The sequence below is a fragment of the Streptomyces sp. NBC_00846 genome, from assembly GCF_045207325.1.
Lineage (GTDB): Bacteria > Actinomycetota > Actinomycetes > Streptomycetales > Streptomycetaceae > Streptomyces.
This window is the reverse complement of the sequence record NZ_CP108846.1, coordinates 8059677-8076486: the sequence shown is the minus strand read 5'-3', so window position 1 is coordinate 8076486 and position 16810 is coordinate 8059677. Positions and strand designations below refer to the sequence as shown.

The window sequence follows — 16810 nt, the reverse complement described above, 5'->3', positions numbered from 1 at the left end:
GGACATCCACTCGTGGTCGACCACACCCCTGACCAGCTTCCCGTCGCCGTGATCGGAGCCGGACCGATCGGCCTGGCCGCCGCCGCGCACCTGGCCGAACGCAATGTCCCTTTCATCGTCGTGGAAGCCGGCGACGCCCCGGCAGCGGCAGTGCGTGCCTGGTCCCACGTCCAGTTGTTCAGCCCCTGGGAGTACAACACCGACCCTGCGGCACGCCGCCTGCTGGCCGCGGCTGGCTGGCAGGAGCCCGAGGCCTCTCAGTTGCCCAGCGGAGGCGATATGGTCAAGCAGTACCTGCAGCCGCTGGCCGAACTGCCCGCCCTAGCTCCGCACATCCGCTACGGCGCCACCGTCACCGCCATCAGCCGCCTGGGCATCGACCGTCTGCGCACCGCCGGACGCGAGGCGGCACCGTTCGTCGTCCGCCTGGAGGGCGGCGAGGAACTGCTGGCCCGCGCAGTCATCGACGCATCCGGCACCTGGCGCCAGCCCAACTACGTGGGCGCCAACGGGCTGCCCGCCCACGGCGAGCCGGAGGCGGCCGCCTGGACCACCCACGGCCTGCCCGACGTGTTCGGCGAGGACCGCACCCAGCACGCCGGACGCCACACCGTCGTGGTTGGCGCCGGACACTCCGCCGCCAACACGCTCCTGGCCCTGGCCGAACTGGCCAGCGCCGAAGAAGGCACCACCATCACCTGGGCCATCCGCGCAGCCGACCCGGCCGCCTCATTCGGCGGCGGCAGCGACGACGAACTGCCCGCCCGCGGCGCCCTCGGCGCGGGGCTGAAGATGCTGGTGGACACCGGCCGCGTCACCCTCGCCCCGAACTTCCGCACCCACAGCGTCCGCCGCCTCGGCGACGACCCGGCCCGCGACCAGGTCGAACTGATCTCGCGCGCCGCGGACGGCAGCGAACAGCGGGTCACCGCCGACCGGATCGTGGCGGCCACCGGCTTCCGCCCCGACTTCGACATCACCAGCGAACTGCGCCTGGAGCTGGACCCCATCCTGTCCGCGCCCCGGGCCCTGGCTCCGCTGATCGACCCCAACCAGCACTCCTGCGGCACCGTCACCCCACACGGCTACCGCGAACTCGCCCACCCCGAACCCGGCTACTACGCCGTCGGCATGAAGAGCTACGGCCGCGCCCCGACCTTCCTCATGCTCACTGGCTACGAGCAGGTCCGCTCCATCGCCGCCGCCCTGGCAGGCGACCTGGAGGCCGCGCAGTCCGTCGAGCTCCAACTGCCCGAGACCGGCGTGTGCTCAGTGACCGCCGGCGGCGAGGCCCTGGCGCTGCGGCTCGGGCTGAGGCCGGAGCAGCACGAGCAGCTGCTGCACGCCACCGCCAAGCACCTGGGCACCTCCCCCAGCGCCGCGGAAGCTGTCCTTGCCGCCGCGACCGAGCTGGGCATCGACCACACCACCGCTCTGCAGCTGGCGGCCTACGCCGCCGAACAGTTCGACGCGCCCGGAGCCCCCGGCTGCTGACCCGCCTCACCATCGGCCCCTCCACCCTGGCCGGAGGGGCCGATGACCGTCTAGCTAGGCGATGCGGTGCACCTTGTGCTGAGCCGCCTGAGCGCGTGGACGCACCACCAGCAGATCAATGTTGACGTGCGACGGGCGGGTCACAGCCCACGTCACCACATCGGCGACGTCGTCGGCGACCAGCGGGTCCGGCACACCGGCATAGACGTCGTCAGCCTTGCCCACATCACCGCGGTAGCGGTTAAGGGAGAACTCCTCGGTGTGCACCATCCCTGGCGCGACCTCGACGACCCGCAGTGGCTGCCCGCAGGCCTCCAGCCGCAGCGTCTCGGCGAGCACGTGGGCTCCGTGCTTGGCTGCGCTGTAGCCTCCCCCGCCCTCGTAGCAGGTGAACGAGGCCGTGGAGGACAGGACGACGACCACGCCGTCGCCGCTCGCAATGAGCTTGGGCATCAACGCCTGAGTCACGTGCAGGGCGCCCAGGACGTTGACCTCGTACATGTGCCGCCAGTCGGCGGGATCGGCCTGGGCGATGTGCTCGGTACCGAAGGCTCCGCCGGCGTTGTTGATCAACACATCGCAGAAGTCCAGCCGGCCGGCGAAGGCGTTCGCCGCCACGCGGTCGGTCACGTCCAGCGGGTGCACCTCAGCCGTTCCGCCGTCGGCCCGGATCTCCTTGGCAAGCGTTTCCAGGCGGTCGGCCCGGCGTGCGGTGAGCACGACCGCGAAGCCGGCGCGCGCCAGATCCCGTGCGATGGCCGCACCGATTCCACTGCTCGCGCCGGTGACGACCGCAGTGCGCTGCCGCGGCTCCTGAGTGGGTGTTGCCATCAACCGCTCCCCCGCCCGTCTTGATTAGATAAATATCTAAACAATTGATCTTGGCATCGCCTGCAGCGAGTGTCAACATAGACATATGTCAAAGCTTCAGGCGAAGATGGCCGCGCCCCCGGCTCAGCCGTGCTGCCCGTCCCTGACCGAGCGCGAGCTCACCGTCGAGGAGGCCGAACTCACGGCCGCCATGTTCAAAGCGCTGGGCGACCCCGTCAGGCTGCGCCTGTTCTCCAAGGTGGCCTCACATCCGGACAACGAGGCATGCGTGTGCGACATCGCCGACGTGGGCGTGTCCCAGCCGACGGTCTCCCACCACCTGAAGAAGCTCAAGGAGGCCGGACTGCTCGCCTCCGAGCGGCGCGGAACCTGGGTGTACTACCGCGTCGAACCGTCGGTCCTCGCCGCGATGGGGCACCTTCTGACACCAGCCACGGCAGAAGCAGCCTGAGCCACACAGACCCTCGCCCCCCAGGCCACACCCCGAACCACCGGGACCGCAACAGCGCTCGAGTCGAGCAGCCCAGCGGCAGCGTAGGCGCGTAGTGACGCATTCCGATCACTGCCCCCGTGCGACGCGCGCCACTCTGCCTGAGCATCGCCCGCATCACCGCCCTGCAAGGCGACCGAAGGGCTCACGTCCCGCGAGAAGTCGTATCCCTCGTTCTTCAACCTGCTGGAGGCCGCATTCCGGCGGTGCGGTACAGCGGAATGCCCGGCCATTGCCCCTCTAGAACAAGCCCTTCCGCCCGGCTGCAAACACCGCCTGCATTCTGTTGACGGCATTCAGCTTTTTTCAACCTCACTTGGAGCAGGTCATGTGGAGGGTGAGGACAGCCTGAAGGAGTGCGGTGATGCGGGTGGTGCTGCACCGCAGTTTCCGCAGCAGGCGCCAATTCTTGAGGGGGGCCATGGCCTGTTCGGAGAGGGCGCGGATGCGGGTGGGGGCGGAGTTGACCGCCCGCGGCCCGGTGGGCAGGTGGGACCAGGGCCCCGCAACGGCACCCGGACCCGTGCCGCCGGCGCCCTGGTAGCCCTTGTCGGCCGAGCAGGCCATGTCCGCTTCGGCGAGGGCGTCGATGATGCAGTGGGTGCGGACGGGCATTTCGCCGTACGGATTGGGCCCCATGCAGTTCTGTGGACAGGGCTGCGCCCTCCCAAGCACACCAGCCGATTGCGGCCTTGGCCCGCACGTCCGAGTCAGGTTCTCCATGAGCCGCGCGTATACCCCGACGAGGTCGCCGTCACGGTCGGCCTCGGGGACACCGTCACGGGATCACCCCTGGAGCGCGGCCTCGCCGAATTCCCCCGCCTGACTGGCCCGTCCGGCCCGGCTGGCAGAGGACACAGTTCACCAGGGACACCCCGGGCCTCAACTGGCAGGGGCAGGGTGCGTCAGGCGGTCTGCGGATCGAGGATTGCACGCACCCTGTTCAGGCCCTCATAGTTCACCGAGTACCACGACCAGGTCCCCCGGCGTTCGCGGTTCAGCAGCCCCGCCTCAGTCATGATCTTCAAGTGATGACTGATGGTTGGCTGCCGCAGGTCCAGACAGTCGGCGAGATCGCACACACATGCCTCACCGGCGGGTGCGCGCTCGATGATACGGAAAAGCTGCAGCCGTGTGGGGTCGGCGATGGACTTGAGCATGAGGGCAAGACGTTCGGCCTCATCACGCTCGATGAGTCGGCACGCGAGGCCGGGACTGCAGGTCCCGGCCTCTGCCTCGTCAACTCTTTCCTTTGCTGCGCCTAACCCAGTGACAGCCATCTGATCACCATAAGCGGGGCCCTACACCAACCGTGCGGTCGAGGTCCCAGACGGCACCTTGTTCACCTTTCGTTCACCTAGGTTGCCACCTGCCCAAAACATAGACATATACCTATCACCTCTGGTGAGGGAGGCCATGCAAGCTGCCGAACAAGGAGCCGCCCATGGACCACCAAAGCCCTCTCGGCAGGCGCCAGCAAGCTCCCTCCCAAATGAGATCAGTTCCCCCTTCTGAAGCGATCGCTCTCCAGCTGGCCGCACGCCACAGCCATGCCTTCTGCCGGGGGACGGTCAAGAACTACGTCGAGGAGTGCTCCTGGCAGCTACCGACGCAGGCACGGGTCGGGCGCCATATCCCGGTTCCCTTCGAGCGGTTGGCCGACCAGCAGCTCGGCGCGCTCGCCCGCGGTAGGGGACTGGTGCCGAAGGCGGTGCCGGAAGCGCCTTTCGTGTGCACGCAAAACGCGGGCCGGTTACAGATCGCCGCCGCGCTGATGCGGCACCGGACCGGCGGCGCCATCCGTGTCCTGGCCGCTGGCTCCGCGCCCGTCGTCGAGATCGCCCCGGTGATGCTGCAACTCCTCACCAAACAAAGACCCGACACTGGCTATCCGACGAGGAGACGGGGACCGACGGCTTGGAGTCGGTCTCGGCCTTGGTCGCACTGAGAGGTCGCTTTCTCCCGGTGTTTCATCCCGTGGATTGCGTTTTGTGGTGGGGTGTCGGGTCGCGCCACGAGACGGTGGCTTCGCCGGTGAGGCGGCGGGTCATGAGGTCGGTCATGGGTGCCGGGCCCGACGTCGATGCCCTGCACGCTTCCAGAACCAAGGTCGACCGGGTGGCTGCACGCCGTGGATAAAGGCTGACGCTCCCTGCTCGCCCTGCGGCCGGAAGACGAACCAGTCGACCTGTCGCGGAAGCACGCGACCGCGTCCGGCCAGGCCGACGGCTCGGGGAAGAGACGAAGTGCCCGTCGCTGTCCATCTGATCGACGCCGACAGCGGCCGCTGCCCCTGTGCTGGGACCGCCGACGAGACGCACATTCTGCAGGGGGGAGCCGAGCTGGATCGGGTCGCTGGCCGACTTGGCGACCTGGGCGTCGGCGTTACCGGCGTCCGCGGCGGCCTGAGCGGTAAATAAGCATAGCCCGCGGCCTTCGCCGATGCCACCAGTGCCTTGCCAGCCTCCTTGCTCACCACGTCCGCGTGGAACATGGCGGTCTTGCCTTGTATCTCCCCCTCGACCGCGCTCTTCGCCTCCGATGCGGCGTGCTGCGCAGCTGCGACGGCGCCCACTGCGGCGCTGGTCGCGGTCTTCGCCGCGGCATCGGCCTTCAACTTCGCCGCCTGAGCGTCATCCGCGTCGGCGTGGGCCCGCTTGGCGTCCTCCTCACCGCGGTCCGGCTGCTCGGCTGCCTCCGCATTGAGAGATTCTGTCGGGGATCTTGGTTTTCGAAGGTCACTGTCCTTGGCGCCACCAGCGGGGCCGGGGCAATTCGTTGTCGTCGAGGTACTGCTGGAACGCCGTCGGTGAACGGGGGCGGTAGGTGGAGTCTTCCGGTTCCTGGGTGCTGAGGCGTTCGATGTTGACGGCGATCGCGGTCAGGACGTGCTGGACGTGGGCCTTGGCAACGCCGTGGTAGCGGCAGCGGCGCATCCGATGGCCGTTGACAAGCTCATTCATGGTGCCCTCGACGCCGGAGCGTGAGGCATAGAGCCGCTGCCACTGCGGGTCCTGCTGATCAGCGCGGTTGCGGGCCTGGAGCTCGTGCAGGCGTCGGGGCAGGAAGTTCACCGTCCGTGCCGCCCCGGAGGTGCACGAAGACCGCTCAGGACAGGGCCCGCAGTGCCGCTTGTCGAACCGGACCACCGTGTAGGGGGCCATCGCCGGAAGCTCGTTCCAGTTGCCGCTGACCTGGCCGTTGGGGCAGGTGACCTCGCGGCGGTCGAAGTCGATGATGAAGTTCTCCCGGGCGAAACCGTCGCCGGTCTTGCGCTGTCGGGAGTTGTCGGTCTTGACCGGGCCGACCATGGTGACGCGGTGGGCGCGGGCGGCGGTGTCATGGAGCACGACGGAGGTGTAGCCGCTGTCGACGAGGTGCTCGGCGGGCAGCAGACGGCGCCGCTTGAGCCGGGTGTGGATGCCGGGCAGGGCCACACTGTCGCCGGTGGGGACGGTGGTGGCCACGTCCGTGATGACGTTGGCACTGCCTTCGTCGCAGGTCTCGGTGGTATGCGCGAGATAGCCGACCCAGGTCCGGTGCCCGCGGCGCGTGTAGCGGGCCTCGAGGTCGTAGGGCGACTCCAGGCGCCGGCCGGTGGGCGGCAAACCGTCCTTCTCGGCCCGCGGACGCAGCCGGCCCCGGGCATCGACAAGGAAGTGCTGGACCATGATCTGCCGCAGCGCCTCCAGTGCGGGGCGCGGTGGAGTGCCCGGGCGGTGGCCGCGGACGCGTTCGAGCAGCTCGGCGGCGTCGGCGCCGGCCTGTTTGAGCCGGGCGGCCGGGCGGCCGGATGGCTGGGCTGGCTGACCAGACGGACCTGCCGTCCGTAGCGCAGCGCCCAGTCCTCGTCCACCAGGCCGTCGAGGATCTCCGGTGCGGTGCGGGCGCACTCCTCCAAAGCGGCGCGGACCGTCTCCAACACCAGCTCCAGCCGGGTCAGTTCACGCACCGCGGCCCGCAGGTAGGTGGAGTCGGTGCGCTGCCGTCCCCGCGCCTTGACCAGCCCCGCTTCCTTGAGCCGTGCCAGCGCGAGGTCGAGAAGGGTATCGGCGCGGTCGTCCTGGGCCAGCCGGTCCCGGAAGTCGGACAGCACGCTGTGGTGGAAGCCGGGATCGTCCAGCTCGAGCGCGAGGGCGTATTTGAAGTCGATCCGGCAGCGCACTGCCTCGGCCGCCTGACGGTCCGACAGGTTCAGCAGAAACTGCAGCACGCTCACCGTGGCGAGCTGGGCCGGAGACAGGCCAGGCCGCCCGTCTCGCGGGTACCAGGCGTCGAAGTCCTCGTCGTGCCACAGCCCGTCCAGCCGGTCTCTCACCCACATCGCCGTCGTGCCCTTCGGATTGCTTGCCCGCGCCACCCGCGCAGTCGAGGGCGGAACTTGCTCGCCAGAGCGGGGACGGAGGGACACCGGCTCACCTCGTATGTACGGCAGTCGACCTTCGGAACCAAGCCGAGCCTGCCCGACGACCATGCCGTTCCGCCTGGGAACCTCAAGATCCCCGACAGAATCGATCAGTGGTCCGGGACACCCTGATGCCTACGCCTCGTCAAAGGCCTCGAGCAGGCGCTCGTACGCCAGCTTCGGCCGCAGGGCCGCGTCCCACGGCAGGGAATCGGCCGTGCGCGGAGGATAGATCTTGGTGTCGGCGGTGGAACCGTACCGGTCGGTGAATCCCCACGTGGAGAACGATGTGCAGTTCGGCTCCTCCAGGCAGACCCGCAGCTTGCCCACCATCTCGTCAGCCTGGGTCTCCCGCCCGTCCTCCTCGTCCTCGCCTATGGGGACATCCATCTCCGACACCCGCGCCTGGACCCCGAGCTCCGCCAGATCCCGCACATGGCTGCGGAAGGTCTCCGGGTCGATGCGGTCGCCGGGTGCGTACTCATGGTTCTGAAAACCCACGCCGTCGATCGGTACGCCCCGTTCCTTGAGCCGCTTGACCAGATCGTAAAGAGCGTCCCACCGCTCGCCTTCCTCCTCGACCCCGTACTCGTTGAGGAACAGCCGTGCCTTCGGATCGGCCCGGTGGGCGGCCCTGAACGCCTCGTCGATGTACTCCTCGCCCATGGCCTCGAACCACGGGCTCTGCTCGGAGCGCAGACCAAGATCCCCGTTGGTGTAGCTCTCCTCGTCGTCGGACATGGGCTCGTTGACCACATCCCATTCCGCGACCTTCCCCTTGAAGTGACCGGCGACCGTGGCGATGTGCCGGAGCATGGCCCGGCGCACCTCCTCGGGATCGTCGTTCTCCCGCATCCAGTTGGGCAGGGCCTCGTGCCAGACGAGGGTGTGCGCATGCACCTTCATGTCGTTTGCGCGGGCGAAGCGTACGAGTAGGTCCGCGTCGCGGAAGTCGTAGACGCCCCGGCGCGGGTGGAGGAACTGTGGCTTGAACGCGTTCTCCGGAGTGAGCATGGAGAACTGGCTCCCCGCGAGCGCCCGGTAGCCGGAGTCGGTGAGCAGCGGGTTCTCGGCTAGGGCGGCGCCGACGTCGAACGGCCGCCCCACGTCTGCGGCCCGCGCACGCAGCGAGTCGTCGGACTGCTCCTGGCGCAGCTGCGGCGCGTTGACCACGCGGAGCGAGTCACCGCTCTCTGCCCGCGCGATCAGCTGCGTCAGACGCCATCCCCCGCGGCGCTCGTCTTCGCCCGCGTCCGCCTCCAGACCGAACCAGACAGTGCCCTCGGCGAACACCCCCGGGTCCTGCACGGTTCCCAGCCGCCGCCCGTCGGCTTTCACGCGGAAGGTGTCACCGATGCTCGACACGGCGAGCGTCACCGTCCCGGAGCAGCCGCAGTCGAAAACCTTGGAGGTGGCCGGCTCGTCGCCCTCGCCGTCCCATATCTGTACCTTCACTTGTCCGTCGGCGGTCACGCCGACGCGGAGTGAGGGCCGCTCCTGCCGCCACTCGTCGTAGATGACCGGTACCCGTCCGTACAGCCGCAGCCATGAGTCGCCGTCATCGTCACCCACACCGGACATGCGTGCGGTGACGGTGAAGTCGCCATCGGACCTCAGATGCGGGCCTGCCAGGTTCAGCGGGGGATTGGGCTGGCCGCCGGAGGAGTCCTGCTCCACGATGTGCCGATCCGATGCGCTGACCCGCAGGACGTCGTTCCGCGCGGTGGTGCCCGGCATCTGCGTCCAGTCGTGGTTCCGCAGCAGGTCTTTGTCGTTCCCGCCCTCCGGCCCTTCGCCCTGACCCGTACACCCGGCCGCCACCGCCATGACGAGCACCACGGCGGTCAGCCGCTGCCACGTCCCCCCGCCAAGGTTCACGATCCCTCCCACTTTCTTGCCGAGACGAGATCAACATCTCGAAACCGGGCCATAGTTCACCACACATGAGGTACGGCGGCCCTGTGTGGCACGTCCCAGCTCGTGCGGGCCCATGCAGTCCGCGGCAAGAGTGTCCCGGTACGCCTGGGCCCGGCAGGCGTCACCGCAGTACCGGCGCCGGGCGGCCGCGTTTCTCGGCAGCCGGGCCCCGCACGACGCGCAGAACCGCACACGGGCCATACCTCCAGGATCACCCGCTGACCCGATTACTGACCCGCCTGCCGGACGCCCTCAGCTTCTCCCATGGCTATCGCGTGGAAGCCGAGGGCGGCGATCTGCTCCCCGCGCCGCGCGGTCCAGTCGATCAGCTCGTGCGGCACCCTGGCGACGTCCATCACCGGGCGGTGCACGGCGCTCGCCGAGGTGGGCGTGGAGTGGGCCTGGCGGGCATGGTGACCGAGGCCGGTCCTCGAATCGGTCATCCGAAGTGCACCCGTCAGCTCTACGACGCCCGCGAGAAGGCCGTCCAGCAGATCGCCAGCCCGTGCGCGGGCACGGCTGTACCGGATGGCGATGGTTGCTGTCAGTCGTATGCCGATTCCGGTCAGTTGGGTGCCGAAGGGCTGGGATACCTGGGACCAGGACGGCAGGCCGTGCTGTCCGTATTCGGCGGAGAGGGGCCGCACATGCCGGGAAGCCGTGGCGAGGATCCTGTAGATGGTCCGGTGGCAGTGTTCCCGCCGACGTCGGGGCGGGCGGCGGCGATGCCCCGTCTGCTGGACCTCGACGGGCGGGGAGAGCTGACGGCCGCGCATGTGCGCCTGGTGGCACGGGCATTGGGGAAGTCGGAGCGGACGGTGTGGCGGTGGCTGGCCGCTGCCCGGGAGGATCATCGCCTAGCCCGGATGGAGTCGTCCCATTTCACGGTCACCGCGGAAGTCCGGCGGCTGCTGGCGCTGTGGGGCGGTAACGCCTCCCGGGTCCACGCCGAGCTGGTGCAGCGGGCGGCCGGCGATCCGGACGCGCCCGCGGTGCCGTCGCTCTCCACGTTGCACCGGGCGATCCGCCGGGACCTGACCCGCGGGGAACGGGCCGGCCTCAAGAGCGGGGAAGCGGCCCGGCGCGCGCATGACGTGTTCGGGCAGCGGCCGCCGACTCATCGCAACGCGGTGTGGGAGGGCGACCACAAGCACGTTCCCGTCGAGGTCGATGTGGAGGGTGAGCTGGCCACGCCGTGGGTGACCTGGTTCATCGACTGCGCCACGAAGGCGATCACCGGGGTGGCTGTCACCGCGCACGCACCGAGCCGGGACGCGGTGCTGGCGTCCTTGCGCATTGCGATCACCCGCAGCGAGCCGTTCGGGCCGGTGGGCGGGCTGCCTGGTCAGATCCGGGTGGACCGCGGCAAGGAGTTCCTGTGCGCGACGGTCACCACGGCGATGGGTGCGCTCGCCGTCCCCGTCACCGATCTGCCCGCCTACACCCCGCATCTGAAGGGGACGATCGAGGCGTTGAACGACGCGGTGGAGGAGATGTTCCTCGTCTCACTCCCCCGCTACACCGGCCGTCAGAAACTTACCGGCGGCCGGCTCGCCGACCCCGACGCCCCGCCCCTGACCTACGAGGCATTCGTGGGCCTGCTGCTGGACTGGGTGGCCTGGTGGAACACCCGCCACCACCCGACCTCGCTCAACGGGAAAACCCCCGTCCAGGCGTGGCAGGCCGACGCGACACCGCTCACGGACGTATCCGCGGGCAGCTGGCGACGTTCGCCCTGGAGGACGACGGCCGCACGTACACGATCAGTACCAGCGGGGTGCGGTGGCGGCGGCGCGACTACCTCGCCCCCTGGATGAACGGCCGTACCGGCACCAAAGTGTCGGTACGGCACCTGCCCCATCACGACGACACCATCGAAGTCTTCGACGCCACCACCGGCCGCCACCTCGGGTCGGCGTTCCTGGCCGCTGCGGCGAGCCGGGAGCAGATCCGCTCCGTCCAGGCCGCACGGACCGCGGCCGCCCGGCGGCTCAAAGCCGATCTGAAGGCCGCGGAGAAACTGCGCCGCCGGCGCTTCGAAGCCTCCACCACCGCCGCCCCGCCCAGGCCACTTACCTCCCCGACCTCCGCGCAGGCCGAAGAGGAACTGGGCGCGGCGGCGCAGACGGACCGCCGTGCGCTGGCCCGTCCTGATCTCGTTCCGCACGGCCCCGCGCCCGATACCTGGGCCCGCCCCAGGCGCCCGCGCACACCTACCCTTGATGAGGACCACCGCTGATGATCGCTGATCTGGACTACGGGCTGCTGCAGCGAAGACCACTTCCTGGGCCTGGAGCAGGCTCAGTTGGTGGGCACCGACACGCTGCTGACCACGCGGGACAACATCGAGGCCGTCATCGAGGCGAAGGCCATGATGTGCGTCTATGGGCCAGCCGGGTCCGGCAAGACGATGTCGGTGAACTCGGCGCTGCGGCATCTCGCCCCGGACATCACCCACCGTCTGGAGCTGCGGGCCGGACCGACTCCCCGGGACATCCGCCACGGGCTGTTCCAGGCGCTGGGGCTGCCAGGTGAGCCGCCAGCCCGTCCGATCGAGTTCGACACCCTCCTCAAGGAGGCGCTTGCCGAGGAGTTCCGGGTCCTGGTCTGTGACGAGGCTCAGTGGATGAAGAAGACCGGGTTCGAGTTCTGGCGCCATTTGTGGGACGACAAGCGCACCAACATCGCGGTGATCTTCGCCGGGGGCGACGGCTGCTACAAGGTCCTTCGCCGCGAGCCCATGCTGGCCTCCCGGATCTTTATCTGGCAGGAGTTCACCCGCATGTCCAAGGACGAAGTGAGGGAGACGATCCCTGCCTTCCACCCCGTCTGGGCGGACGTGGACACCGTGTTGATCGACGCGATCGACAAGCAGGCCGCCCACGGCAGCTTCCGCAACTGGGCCAACATCACCACCCACATCCTCGCCGGCATGAAGAAACTGAACCTCAAACAGGTCGACGAAGACCTCGTGCGCTGGGTCTACAGCAAGATCGGCGGCATGTAGTGACCGCCGGCGGCCTCCCAGCCGTCACTGTCCTCATCGACAAACACGACCACCCCGTATGGACAGCCGCCGCGCATACCGCGCACGAACCCGCCCTGGGTCGTCTGACCGTCGACCCCAGCCCCGTCAACGGAGCACCCGCCGCCCTCGCCCACGACCTCCTCTACGCCCTGGGCAAACGACTCCCCCAAGGCGGAGAAACATACGGAACGTGGGCCGACTCCCAGCGCCCCGCCTGGGACGCCGTCAGCGCCTGGATACTCACCCACCACATGAGGCATCTCATCGTCTGCCGCACCAACCACCTCACCCACGCCCGATTCAGACAACTGCTCGCCCTGCGGGAACGGTGCGGTATCCGCCTCACCCTCCTCTGGCACCGACCGGCCGGCCCGGCCCTGAGAACGCTCCTCGAAGAAACCCCGCACCACATCATCGAGACCCTCCCCCAGGCCCGTATCGCTCTTGACCGGACAGACCCCTCACTGACCGGAGCTCGAAACGTCGGACAGCAGCGGCCCATCGGACCAACCCCTCGCCAGGACGACGGGCAATGGATCAGCCCTCAGACGCCGCCCGGCGGCATGGTCATAGACCGTCCCGCACGCGCCCGGTGCCAAGGCGCACCCGAGCTCGCCTCCATAACGAGCGGCGCACCGTCCACGCGAGGGCATGACCACACACCAGCAGACATTCTCGCCGCACGGCTGACCACGGTGGCACACCCCCTCCACGCGACAGCCCTGATCATCCAGGCGGTCACCGGAGCGGACATCAGCCAGCTCGCGCTCATCCGTAGCATCGACATCAACGAAACCGCGAGCGCGGTCAAAGTCCACGACAGCACAGCCCACCGCCGATGCCAGATCTAGCCACTCCCCACCTGGACACGCCCCCTCATACGCGCCGCCGGCATTCACGGACAGCTCCAAGACCGTGCCCCGGACAGCCCGCTATTCCCGCTCATCACGGTCCAGGACGGCGAACAACTCCGCCTCACCGCAACAGGAATCCGCTACAACCTGAAGCCCGCACCGTAGAAGACGACACCATCCGCCCCCGTTGTCCTTTAACAAGCGATCTTGACCCCCGGATCGCAGCAGGCCCAGCTGTGACGGGGTGTCTACGACGGTTGAATGCCGGCGGACCGACCCCTCGACGACGGGCACTTCACCGATAACAGGAGCAGCAGGAAACGTCCAACGACTACCTGGAGTCGGCACCGGGCCGCTACCGTCGGTGCATGGAGTGGCTGAAACCGACTTTATGGGGCGCGTTCGGCGGCCTCGCGATCGAGGCGCTGGACTACATCACTGCCGTACGGAAGCACCGCCGCCTGCCGTGGCAGCGGGAGAAGGACACCGACCCCGGCCCGCTGGCCTATGGCATCGCCACCGTCCTGCGCATCACCATCGGCGCCGGCCTGGCCTGCGCGGCCGCCTGCACCGCCCCCATATCCCCCTGGTGGGCCCTCGGCCTCGGCGCGGCCGCCCCCACCCTCCTGGATAAACTCCCCACTCTCATCGTCAGCGGCGCCGGACGGCAGGGCTGGGGCTGGTTCGCAAGCCGGGGCGGGACGATGGCGGTATGAGCGAGGCAGGCACTATCACCGTCACGGCCAAGGTGGCGTTCGGGACGAAGGACGTCCTCAAGGAGTTCAGGCCGCTGTTCCGGGCCTAGGTTCTGTCTCTCCGATCATGATCGGAGCCAGATGATTAGTGCAGCGGCGGTCACGGTGCCGAGGTAGACGTATCCGCGCTTGTCGTAGCGGGTAGCTACGGCCCGGAACTGTTTCAGCTTGTTGATCGCCCGCTCGACGACGTTGCGCTTCTTGTACCGCTCCTTGTCGAAACCCGGTGGCCGCCCGCCGTGTGAACCCCGCCGCAGGCGGGCCGTCTTGTGGTCCTTCTTCTCAGGGATCACGTGCCGGATGCCGCGCCGACGCAGGTAGGCGCGCGTCTTTCGGTTGCTGTATGCCTTGTCGGCTGCGACGCTGTCCGGGGTGCAGCGTGGGCGCCCCGGACCGGTGCGTGGGACGCGGATCTTCTCTAAGACGGGTTCGAACTGCGTGCAGTCCGCCCGCTGTCCGGGTGTGATCAGCACCGACAGCGGGCGGCATCGGCCCTCCGCGCTCAGGTGGACCTTGGTGGTGAATCCGCCACGCGAGCGCCCCAGCTGCTCCCCCGCCGCACCCCCTCCTCCAGTAGGGGCTCCGGGTTCTGCACCGCCGGGATCCGAAGCGATCTCCGCGGGGCCCTCTTTTGAGGGCCTGGTCGGGGCGGGCGGAGCCGCCTTCGGCGCTCCCGCGGCGTGCTGATGGGCGCGCATCACGCTGGAGTCGACCGAGACGTCCCAGTCGATGCCGCCCTCGGCGTCGACCCGGACTTGGACATGCTGCAGCAGCCTGTCCCAGGTGCCGTCGGCCGACCACAGCGCGTGCCGTTTGTGGACGGTCTGCCACGGTCCGAAGCGTTCTGGCAGCTCACGCCATTGCACCCCGGTGCCCAGCCTGTGGATGATGCCGTTGATCACCTGACGGTGATCCCGCCACCGGCCGCACCGGTTGTTGCTCACCGGCAGCAGTGGCTGCAGCAGAGCCCACTCATCGTCTGTCAGGTCCCCTCTGCTGATCACGTCTGGAGTGAAGTGTCACTTGATCGAGAGGGTGTGCTTCGGCGATGCGGTAACGATCCAGACGTGCCCGGGGATGCGGACACCGTCGGTGGTCTCGAACTCCGCGAGTTTGTCGCGCACTTCGGAGTGGATACGGGCGGCGGTCTCCGGGTCGACATCGCGCAGGTTGTGGCGCACCGGGCCCATGGCGAGGATGAAGTCGGTGGCGTCGCCCGCGTCGGCGCCAAAGGTCATGGGAGCCTCTGCGGGGGCTACGTCGATGTCGGTGAACCCGGCGGCGGTGAGCACCTGGCGGATGCGCGCGGGGTCGAGGAGGGACCCCATGCCCCTTGCGGCGGGGGATGCCTCGCGCAGGAACGGGGAGAGCGCGGCGGTTGCACGCGCGTAGGCGCTGTCCGGGCCCGCAGGCTGCGGGCCGAGGAACGCGAGTCGGCCGGCGGGCACGAGCGAGTGCCTGAGATGGGTGAAGGCCGCGATGTGGTCGGCGAAGAACATGACACCGCCGCGGCTGAGGAGGACGTCGAAGCCTCGGCCGGGCAACGGATGCACTTGGGCGTCGCCCTGTTCGAAGGTGACGTTGCCGATGCCTTCCGCGGCGGCGTCACGGCGGGCGCGTTCCAGCATGGGCGCGGACAGGTCAATTCCGACGACGTCTCCGTCGTACGCCTGCCGCGCGGCGGTGCGCGTCGTCTGGCCGGTGCCGCAGCCGACGTCGAGGACCCGGTCGCCGGCCGCGATGCCCGCGGCGGCGAACAGAGGCGCGTTGAACGCGCCCATCATCGCGTCGTAGCGCTCGGAGTGTTCAGCCCAGTGGATGCCCTCCCAGTCGTTCCATGCCTCTGCCTGCTGACGGTTGGCGATGGCGTGCATGACTTACCCCTCCAGTGACTAGAGTTGACCTCTAGAGTTCGCCTCTAGATATAGACTCCAGCCATGACTGAGGTCAAGGGAAAACGGGGCGACAAGGCCCGGGAGACACGGCGGCGGATCATCGACGCGGCCGCCGGCCTCTTCGTTGAGCAGGGCTACGGGGCGACCAAGCTGCAGGAGATCGCCGACCGGGCGGGCGTGGCGGTGCAGACGATCTACTTCGTCTTCCGGAACAAGCCCTCACTGCTCAAGGAACTGGTCGATGTCGCGATCGCGGGAGACGACGACCCCGTGCCCACAATGGACCGGCCATGGTTCACGAAGGTCACGACCGCGCCTACCGCCGAGTCCGCCCTGGCCGCGCTGGTCGCTGGCACCCGCAGGACACTCGAACGTGTCGCGGCCATCGACGAGATGGTCCGCGCCGCGACAGCGACCAACCCGGAGATCCGGGAGCTGTGGCCGGACGAGACCGACCCGCGATACACGGTCATCTCGACAGCCGCGAAGGCTCTGACAGAGAAACCCGGCGCCCGCCCCGCCCTCTCCGCAGGAGAGGCGGCGGACATCATCTACGCATTGCTCAGTCCGGAGCTCTTCCTGGTCCTGACCCGCGACCGCGCGTGGCCGGCCGACAAGTGGGAGCGATGGGCGTGCGACACCCTCTGCTCTCAGCTGTTGGTCAGGAGGCAGAACCTAGCCCCCTGATCGTGATCGGGGAGACAGAACCTAGCGGAAACGGGCCTGCCGGTTGGCGGGGGAGCCGGAGTGGAGTGCGACCTGCCTGCCTGCCCGGGCGAGAAGCTGCGGTCAAGCGGGCGCAGTGGGGGACGTTCAAGGGGTATCTGCGGGAGCGGGGGCGAACTGGTGGACACCCTGGATGTCCCGGTGGAGTGCGGGGTTCGGGCCAAGCTGGCGGGGCTGGGCTGGAACCAGGAGTGGCCGGCGCTGCCCGCGCAGGCCCTGACCAGCGGCAACACCCTTCCCGCCATCCCGACCGGCAACCAACTGACCCGCACCATCACCAAAAACGTCAGCACCAGATCGGCATCCATGACAGCAGAGAAGTCACCCACGGCAACCCACCGAACAGCAGAAACCCACCACCCACCGCACTGACATCACCATGCCGAACCACCACCGACAAAAACCCGCAGATCAT

The 16810-nt window shown here is 68.7% G+C and carries 17 protein-coding genes and 3 pseudogenes; 11 read left to right on the top strand and 9 right to left on the bottom strand.

The genetic code is table 11. The features are described 5' to 3' along the window. Positions 1–12: 12 nt before the first annotated feature. Positions 13–1494, top strand: a complete 1482-nt coding sequence (locus OG936_RS37345) for an NAD(P)-binding domain-containing protein (RefSeq protein ID WP_406500168.1) — start codon at positions 13–15, stop codon at positions 1492–1494. A gap of 54 nt (positions 1495–1548) precedes the next feature. On the opposite strand, the gene OG936_RS37340 is transcribed toward OG936_RS37345, so the two are convergent. Next, positions 1549–2325 carry an SDR family NAD(P)-dependent oxidoreductase gene (locus OG936_RS37340; RefSeq protein WP_406500167.1) on the bottom strand — a complete coding sequence of 259 codons (777 nt, stop codon included), beginning with the start codon at positions 2323–2325 and terminating at the stop codon, positions 1549–1551. Between the two features lie 85 nt (positions 2326–2410). On the opposite strand from OG936_RS37340, the gene OG936_RS37335 reads away from it, so the two are divergent. Then, positions 2411–2776, top strand: a complete 366-nt coding sequence (locus tag OG936_RS37335; protein ID WP_406500166.1) for an ArsR/SmtB family transcription factor — start codon at positions 2411–2413, stop codon at positions 2774–2776. A gap of 351 nt (positions 2777–3127) precedes the next feature. Here OG936_RS37335 and OG936_RS37330 read toward each other — a convergent pair. Then, positions 3128–3421 (bottom strand): annotated as a pseudogene (locus OG936_RS37330) (IS5/IS1182 family transposase); the annotation flags it as partial. 299 nt (positions 3422–3720) lie between these two features. Next, positions 3721–4095, bottom strand: coding sequence for an ArsR/SmtB family transcription factor (locus tag OG936_RS37325; RefSeq protein ID WP_406500165.1), 375 nt, complete (start codon positions 4093–4095; stop codon positions 3721–3723). Between the two features lie 164 nt (positions 4096–4259). Between OG936_RS37325 and OG936_RS37320 the strand changes: the two genes are divergently transcribed. Together OG936_RS37320 and OG936_RS37315 are read left to right on the top strand one after the other, a co-directional pair. Further along, positions 4260–4763, top strand: a complete 504-nt coding sequence (locus tag OG936_RS37320; RefSeq protein WP_406500164.1) for a hypothetical protein — start codon at positions 4260–4262, stop codon at positions 4761–4763. 553 nt (positions 4764–5316) lie between these two features. Further along, on the top strand, positions 5317–5445 hold the full coding sequence (locus OG936_RS37315) for a hypothetical protein (RefSeq protein ID WP_406500163.1): 129 nt from the start codon (positions 5317–5319) through the stop codon (positions 5443–5445). A 108-nt stretch (positions 5446–5553) separates the two neighbouring features. Here the strand turns inward: OG936_RS37315 and OG936_RS37310 are convergent, their stop codons facing one another. Next, entirely contained in the window at positions 5554–6486 is a 933-nt protein-coding gene (locus tag OG936_RS37310; RefSeq protein WP_406500162.1) for a transposase, read from the bottom strand. Between OG936_RS37310 and OG936_RS37305 the strand changes: the two genes are divergently transcribed. After that, the gene (locus tag OG936_RS37305; protein WP_406500161.1) at positions 6475–6648 is read left to right on the top strand and encodes a hypothetical protein; all 174 of its coding nucleotides are present in this window, start codon (positions 6475–6477) and stop codon (positions 6646–6648) included. The genes OG936_RS37310 and OG936_RS37305 overlap by 12 nt on opposite strands. Before the next feature lie 266 nt (positions 6649–6914). On the opposite strand, the pseudogene OG936_RS37300 reads toward OG936_RS37305, so the two are convergent. The 3 genes and pseudogenes from OG936_RS37300 to OG936_RS37290 all read right to left on the bottom strand — a co-directional run. Then, positions 6915–7139: pseudogene (locus OG936_RS37300) on the bottom strand (transposase); the annotation flags it as partial. A 216-nt stretch (positions 7140–7355) separates the two neighbouring features. Beyond that, a complete protein-coding gene (locus tag OG936_RS37295; protein ID WP_406500160.1) occupies positions 7356–9098 on the bottom strand; it encodes an endo-1,4-beta-xylanase in 1743 nt (580 codons plus the stop codon). A 266-nt stretch (positions 9099–9364) separates the two neighbouring features. Next, positions 9365–9913, bottom strand: coding sequence for a hypothetical protein (locus tag OG936_RS37290; RefSeq protein WP_406500159.1), 549 nt, complete (start codon positions 9911–9913; stop codon positions 9365–9367). Between OG936_RS37290 and OG936_RS37285 the strand changes: the two are divergent. From OG936_RS37285 to OG936_RS37270, 4 genes and pseudogenes are all read left to right on the top strand, one after another. Beyond that, positions 9863–11376, top strand: a pseudogene (locus OG936_RS37285) (Mu transposase C-terminal domain-containing protein). The gene OG936_RS37290 and the pseudogene OG936_RS37285 sit on opposite strands and share 51 nt — an antisense overlap. Before the next feature lie 69 nt (positions 11377–11445). Continuing rightward, positions 11446–12144: an AAA family ATPase gene (locus OG936_RS37280; RefSeq protein WP_406500158.1), complete on the top strand. Its 699-nt coding sequence runs from the start codon at positions 11446–11448 to the stop codon at positions 12142–12144. Next, the gene (locus tag OG936_RS37275; RefSeq protein WP_406500157.1) at positions 12144–13016 is read left to right on the top strand and encodes a hypothetical protein; all 873 of its coding nucleotides are present in this window, start codon (positions 12144–12146) and stop codon (positions 13014–13016) included. The genes OG936_RS37280 and OG936_RS37275 overlap by 1 nt, the downstream gene beginning before the upstream one ends. A gap of 371 nt (positions 13017–13387) precedes the next feature. Further along, a complete protein-coding gene (locus OG936_RS37270) occupies positions 13388–13735 on the top strand; it encodes a hypothetical protein (protein ID WP_406500156.1) in 348 nt (115 codons plus the stop codon). A gap of 104 nt (positions 13736–13839) precedes the next feature. On the opposite strand, the gene OG936_RS37265 is transcribed toward OG936_RS37270, so the two are convergent. Both OG936_RS37265 and OG936_RS37260 read right to left on the bottom strand, forming a co-directional pair. Then, complete coding sequence (locus OG936_RS37265; RefSeq protein ID WP_406500772.1) at positions 13840–14775, bottom strand: IS5 family transposase; 936 nt, start codon at positions 14773–14775, stop codon at positions 13840–13842. Positions 14776–14793: 18 nt separating this feature from the next. Further along, entirely contained in the window at positions 14794–15648 is an 855-nt protein-coding gene (locus OG936_RS37260) for a class I SAM-dependent methyltransferase (protein ID WP_406385636.1), read from the bottom strand. Positions 15649–15711: 63 nt separating this feature from the next. On the opposite strand from OG936_RS37260, the gene OG936_RS37255 reads away from it, so the two are divergent. Then, positions 15712–16356, top strand: coding sequence for a TetR/AcrR family transcriptional regulator (locus OG936_RS37255; protein ID WP_406500155.1), 645 nt, complete (start codon positions 15712–15714; stop codon positions 16354–16356). Between the two features lie 159 nt (positions 16357–16515). Beyond that, a complete protein-coding gene (locus tag OG936_RS37250) occupies positions 16516–16767 on the top strand; it encodes a hypothetical protein (RefSeq protein ID WP_406500800.1) in 252 nt (83 codons plus the stop codon). The last annotated feature ends 43 nt before the right edge of the window (positions 16768–16810 follow it).